The sequence below is a fragment of the Marinomonas sp. GJ51-14 genome, assembly GCF_055808695.1.
Genome location: NZ_CM147879.1, coordinates 607945 through 627886 on the forward strand (window position 1 = coordinate 607945; position 19942 = coordinate 627886).

Annotated in this window: 17 protein-coding genes; 8 read left to right on the plus strand and 9 right to left on the minus strand. The window is 43.1% G+C overall.

Going from position 1 to position 19942, the window contains the following annotated elements; translation table 11 throughout:
* Window positions 1-62 precede the first annotated feature (62 nt).
* From AC0L3Y_RS02980 to AC0L3Y_RS02990, 3 genes are all read left to right on the plus strand, one after another.
* The gene (locus AC0L3Y_RS02980; RefSeq protein ID WP_473468571.1) at window positions 63-1175 is read left to right on the plus strand and encodes an efflux RND transporter periplasmic adaptor subunit; all 1113 of its coding nucleotides are present in this window, start codon (window positions 63-65) and stop codon (window positions 1173-1175) included.
* Entirely contained in the window at window positions 1175-4261 is a 3087-nt protein-coding gene (locus AC0L3Y_RS02985; protein ID WP_473468574.1) for an efflux RND transporter permease subunit, read from the plus strand. Before AC0L3Y_RS02980 ends, AC0L3Y_RS02985 begins: the two co-directional genes overlap by 1 nt.
* A gap of 107 nt (window positions 4262-4368) precedes the next feature.
* Window positions 4369-5349: a LysR family transcriptional regulator gene (locus AC0L3Y_RS02990; RefSeq protein ID WP_473468577.1), complete on the plus strand. Its 981-nt coding sequence runs from the start codon at window positions 4369-4371 to the stop codon at window positions 5347-5349.
* A gap of 57 nt (window positions 5350-5406) precedes the next feature.
* Here the strand turns inward: AC0L3Y_RS02990 and AC0L3Y_RS02995 are convergent, their stop codons facing one another.
* Entirely contained in the window at window positions 5407-5628 is a 222-nt protein-coding gene (locus AC0L3Y_RS02995) for a DUF1653 domain-containing protein (RefSeq protein ID WP_473468579.1), read from the minus strand.
* Between the two features lie 157 nt (window positions 5629-5785).
* Between AC0L3Y_RS02995 and AC0L3Y_RS03000 the strand changes: the two genes are divergently transcribed.
* From AC0L3Y_RS03000 to astB, 4 genes are all read left to right on the plus strand, one after another.
* A complete protein-coding gene (locus tag AC0L3Y_RS03000; RefSeq protein WP_473468581.1) occupies window positions 5786-6799 on the plus strand; it encodes an arginine N-succinyltransferase in 1014 nt (337 codons plus the stop codon).
* Window positions 6800-6913: 114 nt separating this feature from the next.
* A complete protein-coding gene (gene astA / locus AC0L3Y_RS03005) occupies window positions 6914-7957 on the plus strand; it encodes an arginine N-succinyltransferase (protein ID WP_473468584.1) in 1044 nt (347 codons plus the stop codon).
* A 68-nt stretch (window positions 7958-8025) separates the two neighbouring features.
* Window positions 8026-9498, plus strand: a complete 1473-nt coding sequence (gene astD / locus AC0L3Y_RS03010; RefSeq protein WP_473468587.1) for a succinylglutamate-semialdehyde dehydrogenase — start codon at window positions 8026-8028, stop codon at window positions 9496-9498.
* 37 nt (window positions 9499-9535) lie between these two features.
* Window positions 9536-10882: an N-succinylarginine dihydrolase gene (astB, locus tag AC0L3Y_RS03015; RefSeq protein ID WP_473468589.1), complete on the plus strand. Its 1347-nt coding sequence runs from the start codon at window positions 9536-9538 to the stop codon at window positions 10880-10882.
* Window positions 10883-11061: 179 nt separating this feature from the next.
* On the opposite strand, the gene AC0L3Y_RS03020 is transcribed toward astB, so the two are convergent.
* The 6 genes from AC0L3Y_RS03020 to cbiB all read right to left on the minus strand — a co-directional run bounded on the left by AC0L3Y_RS03020 (window position 11062) and on the right by cbiB (window position 15356).
* Window positions 11062-11394 (minus strand): DUF1904 family protein, encoded by a 333-nt coding sequence (locus AC0L3Y_RS03020; RefSeq protein WP_473468591.1) that lies wholly within the window; start codon window positions 11392-11394, stop codon window positions 11062-11064.
* A gap of 85 nt (window positions 11395-11479) precedes the next feature.
* Window positions 11480-11887, minus strand: coding sequence for a DUF2914 domain-containing protein (locus AC0L3Y_RS03025; RefSeq protein WP_473468595.1), 408 nt, complete (start codon window positions 11885-11887; stop codon window positions 11480-11482).
* Between the two features lie 205 nt (window positions 11888-12092).
* Complete coding sequence (gene gpt / locus AC0L3Y_RS03030; protein ID WP_473468599.1) at window positions 12093-12590, minus strand: xanthine phosphoribosyltransferase; 498 nt, start codon at window positions 12588-12590, stop codon at window positions 12093-12095.
* 86 nt (window positions 12591-12676) lie between these two features.
* Window positions 12677-13195, minus strand: a complete 519-nt coding sequence (cobU, locus tag AC0L3Y_RS03035) for a bifunctional adenosylcobinamide kinase/adenosylcobinamide-phosphate guanylyltransferase (protein ID WP_473468603.1) — start codon at window positions 13193-13195, stop codon at window positions 12677-12679.
* Window positions 13192-14352 carry an aminotransferase class I/II-fold pyridoxal phosphate-dependent enzyme gene (locus AC0L3Y_RS03040; RefSeq protein WP_473468605.1) on the minus strand — a complete coding sequence of 387 codons (1161 nt, stop codon included), beginning with the start codon at window positions 14350-14352 and terminating at the stop codon, window positions 13192-13194. The genes cobU and AC0L3Y_RS03040 overlap by 4 nt, the downstream gene beginning before the upstream one ends.
* Window positions 14337-15356 (minus strand): adenosylcobinamide-phosphate synthase CbiB, encoded by a 1020-nt coding sequence (cbiB, locus tag AC0L3Y_RS03045; RefSeq protein WP_473468607.1) that lies wholly within the window; start codon window positions 15354-15356, stop codon window positions 14337-14339. Before cbiB ends, AC0L3Y_RS03040 begins: the two co-directional genes overlap by 16 nt.
* A gap of 85 nt (window positions 15357-15441) precedes the next feature.
* Between cbiB and AC0L3Y_RS03050 the strand changes: the two genes are divergently transcribed.
* A complete protein-coding gene (locus AC0L3Y_RS03050) occupies window positions 15442-16935 on the plus strand; it encodes a cobyric acid synthase (RefSeq protein ID WP_473468610.1) in 1494 nt (497 codons plus the stop codon).
* A 172-nt stretch (window positions 16936-17107) separates the two neighbouring features.
* On the opposite strand, the gene AC0L3Y_RS03055 is transcribed toward AC0L3Y_RS03050, so the two are convergent.
* Together AC0L3Y_RS03055 and AC0L3Y_RS03060 are read right to left on the minus strand one after the other, a co-directional pair.
* On the minus strand, window positions 17108-17599 hold the full coding sequence (locus tag AC0L3Y_RS03055; protein ID WP_473468612.1) for an REP-associated tyrosine transposase: 492 nt from the start codon (window positions 17597-17599) through the stop codon (window positions 17108-17110).
* 662 nt (window positions 17600-18261) lie between these two features.
* On the minus strand, window positions 18262-19632 hold the full coding sequence (locus AC0L3Y_RS03060; protein ID WP_473468613.1) for an MATE family efflux transporter: 1371 nt from the start codon (window positions 19630-19632) through the stop codon (window positions 18262-18264).
* Window positions 19633-19942: the final 310 nt, after the last annotated feature.

Consider the following 19942-nt stretch of genomic DNA (forward strand, 5'->3'; position numbering starts at 1 on the left):
CGAGTGGAAGAGATATAAAATACTTTCATCTTATTATTTCCAAAAAATTTACGGAGCAATGAATGAATCGCGTAAAGCGCATAAATCTGATGACTGGCGTTGCAATAACCACAGCCTTATTAATTACTGGCTGCTCATCAAGTGAAGCAGATACCACTGTAGAAAAAGAAATCATTCGTCCTGTCAAACTACTCACTATAAAATCAACCGATGCAGTCAATATTCGCCGCTTCCCGGCGGAGTTGCAGGCTAGTGAAGAAGTTGATTTGGCGTTTCGTGTTGGCGGTCAGATCATCAAGCTAGATGTAACCTCTGGACAACGTGTTAAAAAAGGTGACTTATTAGCCACTCTTGACCCAACAGATTTTCAATTGCAAATCGAGTTGGCTCAAGCGAATCAGCGCTTAGCAGAAGCACAATTCAAACGTATTCAGACTATGTTAGAGCAAAATGCGACAACACGTTCTCAGTATGACTCTTCCAAAGCAACTCTGGATCAAGCAAACAATGCACTTCAAACAGCAAGAAACCAGCTCAAATACACTAAGGTTTATGCACCTTTTGACGGCGTAATTGCTTCTGTCGACACAGAGAAATTCCAATATGTCGGTGCGACACAAAAATTAATGCACATTCAGAACATCGACAAATTAGAAGTCGACTTCCAAGTACCTGAAAGCCTTGTGGTTAGTATTCGTTCAACGCAATCAGACTATGCCCCAAGGGTCATTGTTGATGTGGCCCCCGAAGACAAGTTGTCTGGTATTTATAAAGAACACAAAACGACCCCAGATCCAAACACCAAAGCATATGATGTGACCTTAACTCTAATTCGTGAAGACAATAAAGAACACACACTCTTACCTGGTATGACTGCCAATATTGATATGGACTTAAACCAACTTCTAGGTGAAGTGAAACACATCACAGTGCCAGTTGAAGCCGTATTACGCCACGAAAACACTACAACTGGTTTGTCAGAAAGCTCCGTTTGGATTTTCAACGAAGACACTCAAAAAGTAGAGTCGCGTGCAGTCAAACTTGGTGTATTACACGGTGATTCTATTGAGATTCTAGAAGGCCTTAAAGAAAACGACCGAGTTGTTACAGCAGGCGTTCATACCCTCACAGAGTCAATGCAAGTTCGTCCTTGGACACGTGAGAGAGGCCTATAATGGATATTGCAGCGTATTTCATGAAGCGCAAAGTCACCAGCTGGATGGTGACCTTGATTCTTCTAATTGGTGGCGCTTTGGCATTCACCAGTCTTGGACAATTAGAAGACCCTGAGTTTACGATTAAGGACTCTTTAATCATTACAACTTACCCAGGTGCATCACCAGAGCAAGTAGAAGAAGAAGTCACCTATCCAATTGAACGTGAACTTCAGAACTTACCTTACGTGGATAAAATCAAGTCCACCTCAAAGGCAGGTTATTCGAAAGTACAAATCACCATCAAAGACACTTATCGCGCTAAAGAATTGAAGCAGATTTGGGACGAAGTCCGTAAAAAAATCCGCGATATTTCAGGTAGTTTCCCAAGTGGTGTCAGTACACCAATGGTGTTAGATGATTTCGGAGATGTGTACGGAGTTATGCTTGCCATTCATGGTGAAGGCTACCCATACAAAGATCTAGAAAACTACGTTGATTACATCAAGCGTGAACTGGTTTTGGTCGACGGCATTGCTAAAGTAAGCGTTGCAGGTGAGCAAAACGAACAGGTTACGATTGAAATTTCGCGCTCTAAACTAGCTAACATGGGGATCGCACCTAGCCAACTTCAAACCTTGCTGGCAAACCAAAACAGCGTATCGAACGCAGGCCGAGTCAAAGTCGGTAGCGAATATATTCGCATTAGCCCAACAGGTGAATTCAACGATATTTCTGAGTTGGAAAACCTAATTGTAGGTAAGCCAATAGACGGTAACCTAATTCGTCTGAGTGATGTTGCAACGATCAAACGCGAATACACCGACCCGCAATCTCATTTGGTGAATTTCAACGGCGCAAAATCATTGTTGCTAGGCATCTCGTTCTCTTCTGGTGTTAACGTTGTAGACATTGGTAAACATCTAGAAAAACGTATTGAAGAATTAAAATACCAACAGCCTATCGGCATGGAAATGGACGCCATTTATTTTCAGTCGAAAGAAGTAGACAGATCTGTTTCTAACTTCTTATTAAACCTTGCTGAAGCGGTCGGTATCGTTATTCTTGTGCTCTTGGTTTTCATGGGTATTCGCTCTGGCATTCTAATTGGTCTGATCTTATTACTGACTATTCTTGGCACCTTTATTGTCATGGATTACTTCAAAATCAACCTTCAAAGAATCTCCTTAGGTGGGCTGATTATCGCGCTCGGAATGTTGGTGGATAACGCCATAGTGGTGACCGAAGGCATACTCATCGGTTTGCAACGTGGCATGACAAAAGTCCAAGCGGCAAGCTCTGTGGTAAAGCAAACTAAATGGCCTTTGTTAGGTGCTACTGTCATTGCGATTACCGCTTTCGCACCGATCGGTTTGTCGCCAGACGCTGTAGGTGAGTTTGTTGGTTCTTTATTCTACGTATTGCTGATTTCATTATTCCTAAGCTGGATAACGGCAATCACATTGACACCATTTTTCTGCGATTTGTTTTTTAAAGAAACCATCGCAAAAGCGAATGACAATGATGAAGAACAAGAGAAAATAGACCCATATAGCGGCTTCATGTTTACAGGTTATAAGTGGCTGTTAGACAAAGCCATGCATTACCGCTGGACAACCGTTGTATTGCTACTAGCTTGTTTATTGACTTCAGGCTGGGCATTCCAATTTGTGAAACAAGCTTTCTTTCCGCCTTCTACTACGCCTATGTTTTACATGGACGTGCAAATGCCAGAAGGCACTCACATTGAAGATACCTACGCCAAAGTATCTGTAATCGAACAAGAGTTACTGAAAGATGATCGTATTGAATACGTAACATCAACAACAGGCCAAGGTGCGCTGCGCTTTATGCTGACTTATAGCGCAGAGCAAACGAATTCAAGCTACGCTCAGTTTATTGTTCGTACGAAAAACAAAGAGGCCATTCCGCAGTTACTGACTGACCTTTACTTCAAAATGAAGGAAAACTATCCAGAATTAGAAGTGAAGTTACAGCGCCTACAATTAGGGCCAGCAAGTGGTGCCAAAATTGAAGCTCGTATTAGTGGACCAGATCCGAAACTTCTGCGTCAGTATAGTGCTCAAATCCAAGCAATCTATCGCGCAGATGGCGGACTAGAAAGTATCAAGGATGATTGGCGCCAACCGGTCAAAGTGCTTCGCCCAATATTTAACGATGCTCAAGCTCGTCGTTTAGGAATCAGTAAAACAGACTTAGATAATGTGTTGTTAACCAACTTCACAGGCTCTCGTATCGGTTTATATCGTGAAGGCACAGATTTGCTGCCTATCATGCAAACGGTTCCAGAGAACGAGCGTCTGTCTATTGACCAAATTCGTGACTTGCAGATTTACAGTCCATCTTCTGGTTCCTATGTAACGCTTTCAACCTTGGTATCTGGGTTCGAAACGACGTGGGAAAACCCGATTATCGAACGTCTTGATCGTAAACGTACAATTACTGTTATGGCTGACCCTAACATTCTCGGCGATGAAACCGCTATGGCAGTATTTGGTCGTATTCGTGGTGACGTTGAAGCCATCGAGTTAGCACCAGGTTACAACCTAGAATGGGGTGGTGAATACGAAAGCAGTACAGATGCACAAGCGAATATTTTCAGTGCGCTACCAATGGGCTACCTGTTCATGTTCATCATTACTGTGCTGTTGTTTAACTCGGTTCGTGTGCCACTGACCATTTGGTTTTGTGTACCATTGGCCTTGATTGGTGTCTCTACTGGATTGCTTGTGATGAACTCTGCGTTTAGCTTCATGGCGCTATTGGGATTCTTGAGTTTATCGGGTATGACGGTGAAAAACGGTATCGTCTTAGCTGATCAAATTAATTTCGAACTCGAGCAAGGTACAGAAAAATACGAAGCTATTTTCAATTCAGCTGTCAGCCGTGTTCGCCCTGTCTGTATGGCAGCCGTGACAACAATTTTGGGTATGATTCCATTACTGTTCGACGCCTTCTTTGAAGGAATGGCTGTTGTTATTTCATTTGGGTTAGGGTTTGCAACCATCTTGACTCTGATCGCTGTACCTGTGTTTTATACGCTACTATTCCGCGTAAAATACCGCCCACATAATGAATTCGACTAATCGACCTTGAACCGTTGATAGTTCAATCATTACTGTAAATATGAAAAGAGCTTTGTCGTAACCTACGACAAAGCCCTTTATTTACAAATAACGCTATTGAGAAGATTATGCAGCTAGACGACATCTTAAAATTAGACATTAAGTTACTCGTCGCCTTTGCCACCATCATGGAAGAAGGCAGCGTATCGAGAGCCGCAGAGAAACTAGGGGTCACCCAACCCGCTCTAAGTAAAAGTTTACAAAGATTAAGGGATTTATTTAAAGACTCTCTATTTACTCGTCAGGCCTATGGCTTAACACCTACAGCACGAGCGTCTGAATTACATGATCTGATTCAGCCGATTTTGAACTCTCTATCTGAATTAATGAGTCCAAATGCTTTAGATTTAAAAAGTCTAGATCGTCGCTTTAAGCTTCGTGTTGATGAAGGAGATTTAGAAAACTTTATCGAACCACTATTAGCTTCAATACAAAGTGAAGCGCCAGAAGTAAGGCTCGCGATTACAGCGTGGGGGGATTCACAGTTTGATGAGTTGATCTCAGGCCATGTTGATCTTGGCATTATGCGAATCAATGACACACCAGGAAATATTCGCAGCAAACTGGTTGGCTATATGGAAGCATGTATTGTTCTAGGTGAGGCTCATCCACTGTTTCATCAAGACAAAGTGTCATTAAAAGGATTACTTGACCACAAAGTGGTTAAACCAAATTGGCGGCACAATCGCAACAGCTCTTTTACAAAGACAGAACAAAAATTAAAACAACAGGGTTATATTCTTAAACCAACATTAGAAACAGACAGCCTAATGGCGACCATGCAAGCCGTAAAACAAGGCATGGCATTGGTAACATCACGATCTATTGGTGATTTATTTTTAACAATCATGTGTAAAAAAGACTGTGACAACCCTGTGAAAATCTTACCCATACCACAAGAAGTGATAGATTTAGATGTCAATGCAGGGCAACTTCCTATTCATATTTTATGGCATGAACGCTTCAATAACGACTTGGCACATCGCTGGTTAAGGGAGCAAATCATTCACTTTATGCGTGAATCTCCTTGGATGCATCCACCAGCATAATGACAACTAACCCTTTCTGCTCTCAGTTAGGGTTATTCATTTATCGGGATATGATAATCACACTGCGTCGCGATCAGCTCTAAGCCACTCAAAACGTGGAATGCTTTCGCCATTAATTTCGACCGTTTCTTTAAACATGCTTAATGGTCTTGCCCACCAGCCAAACTCGCCATACAAGGCCTGATAAATCACTAGTTTTTCTTCCGTTTCACTGTGTTTCACCACGCGCTCAACCCAATATTCTGCACCTTTATAATGCTGATATACGCCTTGTTTCATATTCCAAATCTCTATACTTTTAAAAAATCGACAATAAAAAGCCAATATTAAGAAATACCTGTCGCTAATTCGAAAGTTTATCTCTTACGCACTTTCTATAACTCAGCAATAATACTGGAAACATAATTGCCTAATTAACCGACATCAGGATTTCCATATGTATCTAGTACGACCGGTAGATTTTGCTGATCTTCCTGCACTAGAGCGTCTTGCTCAACAGGCTGGCATTGGTATTACCAACTTTCCTGCAAACAGAGATAGATTGAACGATAAAATCGCCTCTTCACGTCGCTCTTTTCAAACTGATGTCGTTCAGCCAGGGGATGAATCCTACTTGTTTGTTCTGGTTGATACCAGCACAGACGAAATCGTTGGATGTTGTGGGATAGATGCCATGGTCGGTGTTGATGCGCCTTTTTATAGTTATCGCATTGACGAAGTCGTTCATGCGTCACCACAACTGCAAATACATAATCGAATTCCAGCGCTGTTTTTATGCCACGACTACAGTGGTACAAGCCGCCTGATAGCATTAATCGTCGACAAGGCTCATCAAAACCAAACAGCCATGTCTTTGCTCTCAAAAGCGAGATTACTGTTTATTGCCCGTTACCCTGAACGCTTTACTAAACGCTTATTTGTAGAACTACGTGGCGAAAGTGATAAACACGGTTACTCTCCATTCTGGGATGCCCTTGGTAAACACTTTTTCTCCATGGACTTCCAAAAAGCAGACTACCTTTCAGGAGTCACCAATAAACATTTCATCGCAGATTTAATGCCACGCTACCCTATTTATGTACCAACACTTCCAGAAGATGCTCAAGACGTTATAGGTGTGATTCACGAAGACTCTAGCCAAAGTGCAGACATATTAATGGATGAGGGATTTGAATTTCGTGGTTACGTAGACATCTTTGATGCAGGCCCAACCATTGAAGCCCGTACAGAGAGCTTAACAACCATAACGAATCAAAAATCAGGCAAGGCATTAACACTGACTGAAGTATCAAAAGGTGCAATGCATATTATTTCAGCGGGTCATTTAGAAAATTTCCGAGTAACGGCGGCTCCTGCTGAATACCAAGCGGCAGGGTTAGGGCTAGAACAAACAACCCAAGAGCGACTGAGTATTTCATCTGGCCATAAGATTCAATGGGCCGAACTTTAAACACTATTTAATTATGTCTTTACCTTGTTGTTTTGATTAAAAGAATTGTTGGGAAAAAGTGCTATACCTAACAATTAACACAGCAGCTTTACTGGATTTTAGAGGATTTCAATCATGATGGTCATACGCCCTATCAATCAAAATGACCTAAAGTCGCTTTATCGACTAGCAGATAAAACAGGAATAGGTTTTACCTCTTTGGTCGCAGACGAAGCTATTTTACAAAGGAAAATCGACGGTGCCGTTCGCTCTTTTTCAAAAGAAAATGTTAGCGAGCCAACCGATGAAGATTATTTAATGGTACTTGAAGACACAACCACAGGCGATATTGTCGGCACATGCGGAATATTAGCAACGGTTGGTTTAGAAGAGCCTTTCTACAGCTATCACCTGGGCACAATTACTCACGCTTCGAGAGAGTTAGGTGTTCACAATGCGGTTCCAACTCTTATTTTGAACAATGACTTCACAGGATTCAGTGAGATTTGCACCTTATTTTTGGAGGAAGACTACCGCCATTCCAAAAACGGGCAATTGCTATCTAAAGCGCGTTTTATGTTTATGGCGCAATTTCCTGAACGCTTCACAGAGAAAGTCTTTGCAGAAATGCGTGGCGTAAGCGACGAGAATGGCATTTCACCTTTATGGGAAAGCCTCGGGCGTCATTTTTTCTCTATCGACTTTGCACAAGCTGACGAACTTACCGCCCAAGGCAATAAACAATTTATCGCTGAATTGATGCCAAACAATCCGGTCTACGTCAACTTACTGCCAAAAGAAGCCCGTGACGTTTTAGGGCAAGTTCATACCAATACAGTGCCAGCTCGTCGACTTTTAGAGCAAGAAGGTTTCCGTTACGAAAACTACGTAGATATTTTTGATGGTGGCCCAAGTTTAGAAGCCAGAGTTCAAGACATTCGCGCGGTGCGAGACAGCCGTTTATGTCTCGCCAATATTGGTCAACCAAAAGGTGCCGGTGAAGGCAGTTATTACCTTGTCTCTAACGCTAAAGTGGCGGACTTTCGTTGTATTTTAATTCAACGTTCGATACCACCAGGCAGTGCCATGACCTTAACACAAGAAGAAGCAGACAACCTTTATATCAAAAATAAGGAACCTGTTCGTGTGGTGGAACTATCCCCTCACGCAAATCGTTAACGTTAGATTATTACTTAAAGATGCCTTTGTCAGACATCAGGACATAAGGCGTCAATAAAGGAGTTACCATGAAACAATTACAGTATATTAAGGGTCAATGGCTACAAGGCGAAGGCGACATTTTACGCTCTATTGATCCTGCTGATGCCAGTCTAGTATGGCAAGCAAATACAGCCACTGCTCAGCAAGTTGATTTAGCCATTCATGCCGCACGCGATGCTTTTCCCACATGGGCAAACCGCCCTCTTGAAGAACGCCTTGCTATCATTGATGCTTTTGCCGCCCTTGTAAAAGAAAACAGTGAAGCCATTGCTACTGTCATTAGCCGAGAAACAGGCAAGCCAATCTGGGAAACGCGCACCGAAGCTGCTGCTATGGTGGGTAAAGTCGCCATCTCAAAACAGGCTTATCATGAACGTACAGGCGAGAAAACCACACCTATGCCGGGTGCAACCGCTCGATTACGTCATCGTCCACATGGTGTCGTCGCAGTATTTGGACCTTACAACTTCCCAGGTCATTTGCCGAACGGTCACATAGTCCCGGCACTTATCGCCGGTAACACAGTGGTGTTCAAACCAAGCGAACAGGCACCTGCAACCTCAGACCTTATTATCCAATTATGGGAACAAGCGGGTTTACCAGCCGGTGTGCTTAACTTGCTTCAAGGTGAGCGGGAAACAGGCGTTGCCCTAGCAAATCACCAAGGCATTGATGGTTTGTTCTTCACCGGAAGCCCACAAGTTGGTCATATTCTGCATAAAGACTTCGCCGGACATCCAGGTAAAATTTTAGCATTAGAAATGGGCGGAAATAATCCATTATTGGTTTCAGAAAAAATCGTTGACCAACGAGCAGCGGTTCATGAAATCATCCAATCCGCTTTTATCTCTGCCGGACAACGTTGCACCTGCGCACGTCGTTTGCTTTTACCAAAAGGTGCTCATGGGGATGCCATTTTACAATCTCTGATTACCGCAACAAAAGCCCTACGCATTGACCGTTACGATGCTGACGAACAGCCTTTCATGGGGCCTATTGTTTCAGCTCAAGCCGCTGACGGTATGCTACAAGCCTACCAAAAACTGATAAAACTGGGAGCAGAACCCTTGTTAGAAATGACCCGAGGTGACAGCCAAACAGGCTTTATCACTCCAGGCATTATTGACGCGACTAACATGCTGAACGCTTTACCAGATCAGGAGTATTTTGGTCCTTTGCTGACGGTAATTCGCTACGATTCATTGGATCAAGCTATGACCATAGCCAACAATACGCAATTTGGCTTATCAGCAGGCTTGCTATCAGATGATCAAGCCGAATATGAATGGTTTTTACAGCACAGCCGTGCAGGCATTATTAATTGGAATCGTCAGACCACAGGCGCATCCAGTAACGCGCCATTTGGTGGCACAGGTGCCAGCGGTAACCACAGAGCAAGTGCTTACTACGCGGCTGATTACTGTGCTTATCCAGTTTCCAGTATTGAAGCAGACAGCTTAACCATGCCGGAAAAACTTGGTCACGGTTTAACAATTTAAACCCTAACCGTCACCATAAATGAACAGAGAAACGATTATGAATAAAGCAACAGAAGCCAATTTTGACGGCTTAGTGGGCCCAACCCACAATTACAGCGGCCTTTCTTTTGGTAATGTCGCTTCATTGAATAATTCTGCTCGCGCTTCCAACCCGAAAGCAGCTGCAAAACAAGGCTTAACTAAAATGAAAGCCTTGGCGGATATGGGCTTTGTACAAGGTGTCTTGGCACCTCATGAACGGCCACATATTCCTACGCTTCGCAAACTGGGATTTACTGGAAGCGATGCAAATGTCTTACAACAAGTCGTAAAACAAGCCCCTAAACTCTTAGCAGCGGTAAGTTCAGCTTCCTGTATGTGGACAGCCAACGCGGCCACTGTTTCTCCAAGTGGTGACACATCTGACGGACGCGTGCATTTCACTCCTGCCAACTTGGTCAACAAATTCCATCGCTCGATTGAACATGAAACCACTGGCGCGGTTTTACAAGCCACCTTCAACAACGAAGCACACTTTGCTCATCACCCTGCTTTACCGAGTGTTGAGCATTTCGGTGATGAAGGCGCAGCAAACCACACTCGTTTTTGTGATCAATATGGCGAACAAGGCATAGAGTTTTTTGTATATGGTATGGAAGCCTTTAATCACAATGCTCCACGTCCGAAAAAGTTTCCAGCCAGACACACACTAGAAGCTTCTCAAACAGTGGCACGAACGCACGGTTTATCTGAAAGCCAAGTGGTTTATGCACAACAAAGCCCAGCAGTAATCGATGCCGGTGTTTTCCATAACGACGTCATTGCTGTTGGTAATCGCAACGCGCATTTTTATCACCAAGAAGCCTTTCTTGATACGGCAAAAATGAAACAAGACTTACTGACCGCTTGGGGCGAAAGAGCATCTGAGTTTCATTTGATTGAAGTGCCAAGCAGTGCCGTTTCAGTCCAAGATTGCATTAGCTCTTATCTGTTTAATAGTCAGCTGTTAAGCCGTGGTGACAATGACATGGTGTTAATCGTCCCCGGTGAATGTGAAAACAACCCTGCTGTTTGGACTTACTTGAATGAATTAGTCGCAGGCAAGTCGCCAATCCAAGAAGTGAAAGTGTTTGATCTCAAACAAAGCATGAGTAATGGCGGAGGACCAGCATGTCTACGCTTACGAGTGGCACTAACCGAAGCAGAGCGCAATGCCATTAACCCAGCAACATTAATGAACGATGCATTGTTTGATCGCCTGAACCTTTGGGTAGATAAACATTACCGTGATGAATTAAGAGAAGCAGATCTTGCCGATCCAATGTTGCTTATTGAAAGTCGCAACGCTTTGGATGAGTTAACTCAAATTCTAAAACTTGGCAGTGTTTACGAATTCCAAAAGTAAAATCGCTCTGTGTCGGAATAAGTCCCGACTTACATAAAAAATGTAAGTCGGGACTTAGCTCGTCACGTAAAATCAGAAAAATGTAAATCGAGCTTTAGCTCGTCACTCGTCACGTAAAATCATCAACAAATAATTATCGAGGTAAATCCCGACCTACATAAAAAATAAAGCGCTCTATTTTAAAAGTGCTCACCGTTTTCGTAGTAATCCTTACCCTTAATATCATGAAACAAAACAGTAATATCTTGACCACTGTCGACCAAAGGTCGAAATAATTCTTCGAAGATCAAAGCCACTTTTTGTTTAATTTCATCACCTCGATCAAACCACAAAACATCAAAAAATGGATAGGCAGGAGAAGCACCACCAACAGCAAGATAAGTGGTTGGTTGGTACTCAAGCGTAAAGTGTGAGTTTGGGGTATCTGTAACTTCTGCTAGATTTTCTATCAGAATATCGGAGACGGACTCTAACTCGTCAAAGGCTAATCCGCGAACACGTATATGTGGCATAAATGCTCCTAACTAATAATTACCAGTAACAACTCGTCACTGATACAAAATAAAGGCGACCAAAAAAACAAGCATGCCTTATTTCTTAGTAGTCATCCACATAATCAAATGAGCGAGTTTCAATTATTTCGCCATCTTGGAGAATCTCAACAGCCCACTTACCATCGAAGCCTGGTAATAAACGCTTGCTTGACCATACACGCCAACGATCACCACCAATATCAAATGACACTTCTGCTTGATATTCGCCATCTAGTGTCCAACGATGAACGACTCGCGTACCTGACATGTCTCGTAAATCGGTAAAAAAATATACGTTTTGGATTTCACCATATTCAACTTTCACAGTAGAACCTATGTCATCAATTGGTTCTCTATCAATAACGGCGGTTGAAAACTGTGCACGCGCAACTATCCCTTCAGCCCAAGCAGGGAGAGCTATGGCAAACGCAAACACACTTGCGATAATCGGTCTGACTAGTGTTTTCCACATATTAAAATCCTTTTTTGGATTGAGGTAATAAAAAACCAGTCGTTATAAAGCATCTACTTTTACGAAAATGATCTTACTACATATAATGTGTTAACAAATTTAGCTTAAAAAAGCGCAATAAAAACGAGAGATTTGTGTCGTTTTGCAAAATCTCTCGTTTCATTTTGTAAGGTGTCAGTAAAGGCAGACGGGAAAGGAGTAGTGCTTACTTACCTTGACGATCGGCAAGTGGCGTTGAGAAAGTGTATTCCATGTCCCAAGGGAAACGAATCCAAGTATCTTGGCTCACTTCAGTGACAAAAGTGTCAACTAAAGGCTTGCCAGCAGGCTTCGCATAGATGGTAGCAAAATGCGCTTTTGGCAACATTTCACGAACTTTTGCTGCAGTACGACCAGTATCAACAAGATCATCAATCAGGATAAAGCCTTCGCCATCACCTTCAACGCCTTTCAAGACATTCAACTCGCCTTGTGTCATTGCACCTTCGCCTTCTTCGCCTTCTTTGTAGCTAACAACACAAATCGTATCAATCAGACGAATATCCATCTCACGACACAAAATAGCAGCAGGAACCAAGCCGCCACGAGTAATCGCAATAATGCCTTTCCAAGGCCCTTGCTCAAGTAAACGCCAAGACAAAGCACGTGCATTTCTATGTAACTCTTCCCATGAAACAGGGAAATCTTTTGAATAAGGGGTCATGTGGTTCCTATGATTCTATAAGTGGAAGTTAGTCATTAGATCAGTCAGTTTACTGCTTCAGAGCGATCCATTCTTGAGTTTAAAATTTAAAGCGTGGATTTTAACGGCATAGGTAGTCCTGCCGCAACAAAAGTTACCCGATTGGTCAATTTAGCTAAGGCTTGGTTCATACTTCCTGCTTCGTCCGCGAATCGTCGTGCCAAAGCATTCATCGGCATAATCCCTAAACCCACTTCACTGGACACTAAAACTAAATCACCTTGGAATGCTTCTACCGCTTTCAATAAAGCCTGCTTCTCTTGAGCGAGTCGCTCTTCGTTTTCTAAACAAAGAAGATTACTCAGCCACAAGGTAAAACATTCAACAATTACGGCTTGAGCAGGTGAATTCAGTGAGTTTAATACATCTGCAAGGGCCAAGGGTTCTTCAATTAAACGCCATTTCGCAGGACGATTTTCTTTATGGAGTTGAACCCGCTTTTCCATGTCATCATCCCACACTTGAGAAGTCGCCACATAACAAACCGGTTTACCTGAGGCGGCCACTTGCTCTTGAGCAAAAGCACTTTTACCACTACGTACACCGCCCAATACAAGATGCTTCATGCTAGCTCTCCTCTTGCAAACCCAATACTTCCGGCACTTTTTAACAATCGAATAAGTGCTTTATCTAGCACTTCCATTTCATCCATTGCAGGTAACGCCACACGAATCCAGCCTTCGCCAAGCCGAGTATGAATACCAACCTGATGCAACATATCAAAAACCTGCTCGGCATAGTCATCACTCTCCAGATGCCAAGTAATAAACAAGGAGGTCACCACACTGTCTTGGGAATCAAAGATAGTATTAAATTTCGGCATTACTCGCTCAATAAAAACCACCTGACGCTTTTTCAAAGATGCAAATGCTTGTGTTTGCCATTCAACATCAGCAAGCGCCAAACTCACTAAATGCAAACTCGGTGTAGCAACAGGCCAAGGCCCCATTAAATTCTTTAACGCCTTTTGCCATTTAACAGCACAAAAAACGAAGCCAACACGCGCACCAGCCAAGCCAAAAAATTTACCAACCGATCTCAGCACAAATAAAGATTCAGACCATTGGTCGTGATTTCGTTGAGTCAACAAGCTAAGCTCTGGACAAGAGTCAATAAAAGCTTCGTCCACTATCAAGCTTGCACCTTGCTGTTCGGTATGATCAATCAAGGCAGACAAGGTTTCCGCTGTCGTCCATTCCCCTGTTGGATTATTCGGCTGAATAATCACAGCAACGGCAAAGTCTTGTTCGAACAATGTTTCAATCGAATCGTAATAGGCCAATTCGAACCCCCACTTTTGCCAAGCAAAAGCATGTTCTTGGTAACCAATTCTAGGCACAAATACGATGTTATTCTTTAGTGATCTGCTTTCTTTTATTAACAAAGGTAAAGATTCAATAATATGCTGTGAACCAGCACCAATAGCATTCGGGCGACGGCCATAATACTTCTCCGCAACATCCAATAAAGCAGTTTGATCAGGCAATGCCATCCAGAGTTCAGGGTTTATTGTTGGAATCGACCAAGGTTCACGATTACAGGCGGAAGATAGATCCAACCAGTTAAGCGCATCATTACCGACTTTCCGTTGCCAATAGGCTAAATCACCACCGTGTTTTGGTGGAGTAAAATCAAGTTTCGAAGATTTTCTACCTAAAGTTTTTTTGTCTGAAGACAAGTCACCTGAAGACAGATCACCCGAAAAAACTATACTAGAAGACATATAACCAATCCCCATAAATACACGCTCTTATCCACCAGCAAAATTGCCTCGTTTAAATGTTTTGGCTCTGGCTTACTATTACCTGCTGACGCTTTATCACTCTCGCTATCACCCTCTTCATCGCCAAGAACGGGTCTGGTTTCTGTTTTACCGAAATACTGAGCTTCACCACCTAGCAGAATACCTAAGGCACCGGCACCCGCAGCCATAACTGGGCCTGCGTTTGGACTCTTCCAACGAGCAGAGGCTCGGCGAGAACTGCGAATCGCTTTATGCCAATTGCCACAAGCTGCGTAACTGTATATAACCAATCGAGCTGGTACATAATTCAAAACGTCATCAAAACGTGCGGCGAACCAGCCAAAGTACAAAAGTTCTTTGGTTTTATAGCCCCACATGGCGTCCAACGTATTCGCTAGTCGATATAACAAAGCACCTGGAGCACCGAGTATCAAAAACCAAAAAATCGGTGCAAAAATCGCATCACTGCCATTTTCTAATACAGATTCGATACCGGCTTTTGCCACGTCGGATTCATTTAGCTCTTTTGTATCTCGACTAACAATATAACTAACGGCAAGACGCGCCTCATCGAGCTTTTCAGATGTCAGAGGTGAAGAAGATAAAGGCAGATAAATCGCCATTCCATGCTCTCTTAGACTTTGCCAACCAATCGCGAAATACAGTACGACAACAGACAAAAGGTTATCTAACCAATTTGGTAATAACCAGAACAAAGCCAATAAAATGGATAACCAAGGCATTACCGCCAGCAACCAAGCGAGAATACCACCAGCCCGTTGTCGCTGTTTATCTGCGTCCAACGGCAACTGAGTATATTGATGACAAAGATCAACCCAACGACCAAACCAAATAAGCGGATGCCAGCTTTTTGGCTCCCCCAACAGGCGATCCAATACCAAAGCGGCCACGAGAATTAAGCTGGTAGTAGAAAACACATCAAAGAAACCAGTAAAAATACTGTCTGAATTAGAAAGGATCATAAATATAGGTCGTTTTTTCACTTAACAAGACAAGAAGGTAAGGTAGAATTCTATCACCTTATTGATTTAAAGCGTGATGAACTGAATGCCAGCTTTTAGTTTAATGGTCCAAGGCACCACCTCGGACGCCGGAAAAAGTACCCTAGTGACAGCATTGTGTCGTTTGTTTGCTCGACGTAGCATTCAAGTAGCACCATTTAAACCTCAAAATATGGCTTTAAACAGCGCAGTGACAAACGATGGCAATGAAATCGGTCGGGCCCAAGCCGTACAAGCCTATGCAGCAGGTTTAGAACCTCACGTAGATATGAATCCTATTTTGTTAAAACCAAACACAGACACGGGTGCACAAGTCATTATCCAAGGCAAAGCCATTGGCAATATGAACGCCGTTGGCTATCACGAATACAAAAGTGTCGCCAAAGAGGCAGCGTTAGATTCTTATTATCGCCTTGCCGAACAATATGACGCCGTATTGATCGAAGGGGCTGGCAGCCCAGCCGAAATCAATTTACGTGCTCGAGATATCGCCAATATGGGGTTTGCCGAAAGCGTTGACTGCCCTGTTATCATTATTGCCGACATAGACAAAGGCGGTGTCTTTGCTCACCTTGTTGGTACATTGGAATTGCTCAGCCAGAGTGAACAAGATCGTGTAATTGGCTTTGTCATCAATCGTTTTCGTGGTGATATTAGCTTGTTGCAATCAGGTTTAGACTGGTTAGAAGAACGCACAGGAAAACCTGTCTTAGGGGTTTTGCCGTATCTTACAGGCTTCCACCTTGAATCCGAAGATGCCGTCACCAAAAGCCCACTTAAAACTGACGCCGACACGAAACTCAACATCGTCATTCCAATCATGCCGCGCACCAGTAATCACACAGATTGGGACGCGTTGCGCCTTCACCCAAATGTGCAAGTCACTTTAGTTGGCGCGAACGAAACCATTCCACCAGCCGATTTAGTTATCTTGCCCGGCAGCAAAAGCGTACAGAGCGACCTTGCCTTTTTACGTCACCAAGGCTGGGAAAACTATTTAAACAAACATCTAAGATATGGTGGAAAAATCATTGGGATTTGCGGCGGCTTTCAAATGCTTGGTGAAAAATTACTAGATCCCTTAGGACTAGAAAACCAACAAGCCAACACCGAGTCTGCTGGGTTTGGTTTCATACCAATGGAAACCGTCTTAGAGAAAGATAAACAACTCAAACAACGCAAAGGCACCCTTAATCTAGACATTCCCAACCTAAACAACCAAACAAGCCAGTTAACTGGCTATGAAATTCACTCTGGTGTGTCCCGTTTCTCGAATACAGTAAACCACTTCGCAAATCTAGAAAACGGCGAAGCAGAGGGTTTTGTCTCAGAAGAAAACAACATTATTGGCACCTACTTGCATGGCGTATTTGATCACCCAGAAGCACTCAACGCATTATTAAAATGGGCTGGCGTCAACCAAGCCCAGCACTTTGACTATGACCAATTCCGCGATAGCGAAATCAACCGACTCGCCGACAGCACAGAGCAACACATAAACATAGACGAATTAATCAAACAATGCCGAGAGTTTCATTGAAATACACCTCAAACCGTAGGTCGGCATGAGGGAGGAACGACCGTGATCCGACAATTCGACATAACTAATCAAACCCACAAAACCGTAGGTCGGCATGAGGGAGGAACGACCGTGATCCGACACCCCCACGATGTCACAACGACAGATCTCACTCGTGCCTCGTTCATCTGCCCTACGGGAATTTATGTAAATTTCCATTCCAATGTTTATCAAACAACCCCAACTTAACATCTCTATGAAAACTGGAATAAGGCCAATCAGCTGTTGATGATACGTAACCATGTTTCACCGGATTTAAATAACAATAATTGATGTGTTTATTCAGGTCATCTTCCGATTTGATCTCATGTTCCCAAAAACGGTTCTGCCAAACAATGTGTTGCAAACCCGTCAGGTTCCAAAGTTTTTTAGTAAATAACTGTTTAATCAGCTGCCAACGTCGCGAATAATCATTATCACCTTCTGGCAACGTCCAAACAGCATGGATATGATCTGGTAAAACAACCCATGCAACAATATGGAAAGGCCTACGTTTTAAAACATAAGAAACACTTTCTCGGAGCAAATCAATATGATCAATAAGAACAGAAGATTGACGGTTTTTCAGATTTACCGTAAAGAAAAACGTACCGCCACGTTTTTTACTTCTTATATAGTTGGGCATCCTTGTCCACCTAATTAGTTGATTTGAATTTTATATTACCGCATTACCAACTCAAAACTCCAACGGCAGATCACACTCGTACCTCGTTCATCTGCCCTACGAAGCTTATCAAACTCCGCAAAACTGTAGGTCGGCATGAGGGAGGCACGACCGTGATCCGACATTTCAATATTCAACAATCAACACACATTGTTTGATTACGCGACTCAAAACTCCAACGGCAGATCACACTCGTACCTCGTTCATCTGCCCTACGAAGCTTATCAAACTCTACAAAACTGTAGGTCGGCATGAGGGAGGCACGACCGTGATCCGACATTTCAATATTCAACAATCAACACACATTGTTTGATTACGCGACTCAAAACTCCAACGGCAGATCACACTCGTACCTCGTTCATCTGCCCTACGAAGCTTATCAAACTCTACAAAACTGTAGGTCGGCATGAGGGAGGCACGACCGTGATCCGACATTTCAATATTCAACAATCAACACACATTGTTTGATTACGCGACTCAAAACTCCAACGGCAGATCACACTCGTACCTCGTTCATCTGCCCTACGAAGCTAATCAAACTCCGCAAAACTGTAGGTCGGCATGAGGGAGGCACGACCGTGATCCGACATTTCAATATTCAACAATCAACACACATTGTTTGATTACGCGACTTCTCGTGGTGAAGGAATCCGTTTACCTTCATATCGTCGCAATACCATTCGAAAACGTAATATCAAAATGGTGGCTAATAGACACAACCCTGCTCCCAAACCGATATAAAAACCGCGTAACGATAAAGTTTCAGCCCAAGGACTATGGTGAGATAACCAGTAACCAAATGGAATACTTAAACCAAACAGCGAAACACCAAAAGCAATCATTGAAGAGCGCGTATCACGGAAACCTCGAAGGGCACCAGTGAACACGGTTTGCAACATATCTGGAAATTGATAAACAGATGAGATCAATAATATGCTTGCCGCCAAAGCCACAACTTCTTCATTACTACTGTAGATGTAAGGGATTTGATTATGAAAAAACTGAGTGATGAAGAAGCAAGTACTCACGTAAGTTAAGCCTAACCATAAAATAACGCGAATACGCTTTCTTACGCCTTCCACACCTTCTTTTGACATGGCTTTCGCAACCACTATGGCAGTAACCGCACTCATGGCCATCATAGGTGTGAATAGAAAAGAGGTATAAGACATAACAATTTGTCCACCCCCCAAGGCCAGATCACCAAACGAAGATATCAACCAGGTCATGGATGAAAACAATCCGACTTCAAACGCAAACGCAAATCCAGCGGGAGCACCGACATTCAATAAGATCGAAAATTTTCGGGTGTATCGCCAAACCAAGCGAGTAAACAAAGGCTTTTTATTGACGTATCTGTCATAAACAAAAAACAAAGACACAGCTAAATACAGAGACAACAACGATGCCAATGCCGCCCCTTCTGCACCTAATTCAGGAAAGCCGAATTTGCCAAAAATAAGCACATAGTTAAACAAGACATTTAACATCAAACCTGTACTAGCAACAAAAAGCGGAAAGCCCGGACGCCCCGCCGCTTCAAATAAATTTTTATACGCTGTCATCAAGGCCAACATAGGTAAAGCTGGCGCAAAAATATACAAATAATTCACTGTGACTCTGCGAGTTTCCTCTTCTGTCGCCATCATACTGGCAAAGTGAGGCAATACGAGTACAACCAATAAACTCGCTAACACGCCAAGCACAACAGACAAACCAATGGCTTGAGACATATAAAGGTTAACTAGCTTAGGTTGTCGACCATGCAAGTGTCGCGTCACTAAAGGCGTGATACCAAAGGTCACACCGACCAGAAAACAACCAACAGGAAGCCAAAGACTCGACGCCAACCCTACAGCAGCAAGATGCAAAGCACTGTAATGCCCTAGCATGATGGTATCAACCACACTAATAGACAGCTCCAATGTCATGGTAAGTACCATGGGAAACAATAAATGAAGGACTTCTTTCAACACAGGAAAACGCTTAACCACACATCACCGCCGACTATCCATAGAAAACACTCAAAAACAGCCGAGCAATTTATCATCTATCGCTCAACATTGCACAGAAAACCAACCCCCTCCCTAACCCTCCCCTTGGAAGACATAAGGGGAGGGAATATTTAAACCTTAGCCCCCTAAACTCCTTCTCTTAAAAGACATAAGGAGAGGAAATATTTAAATCTTAACTCCTCCCCAAAACTCCCCCTTAGCAAGGGGGAGGCTGGGAGGGGGTTAAACTTCACTACCATTGTATTTATCAAGAAATACCGAGACAATAACGCGCCTAAAAACACAACTC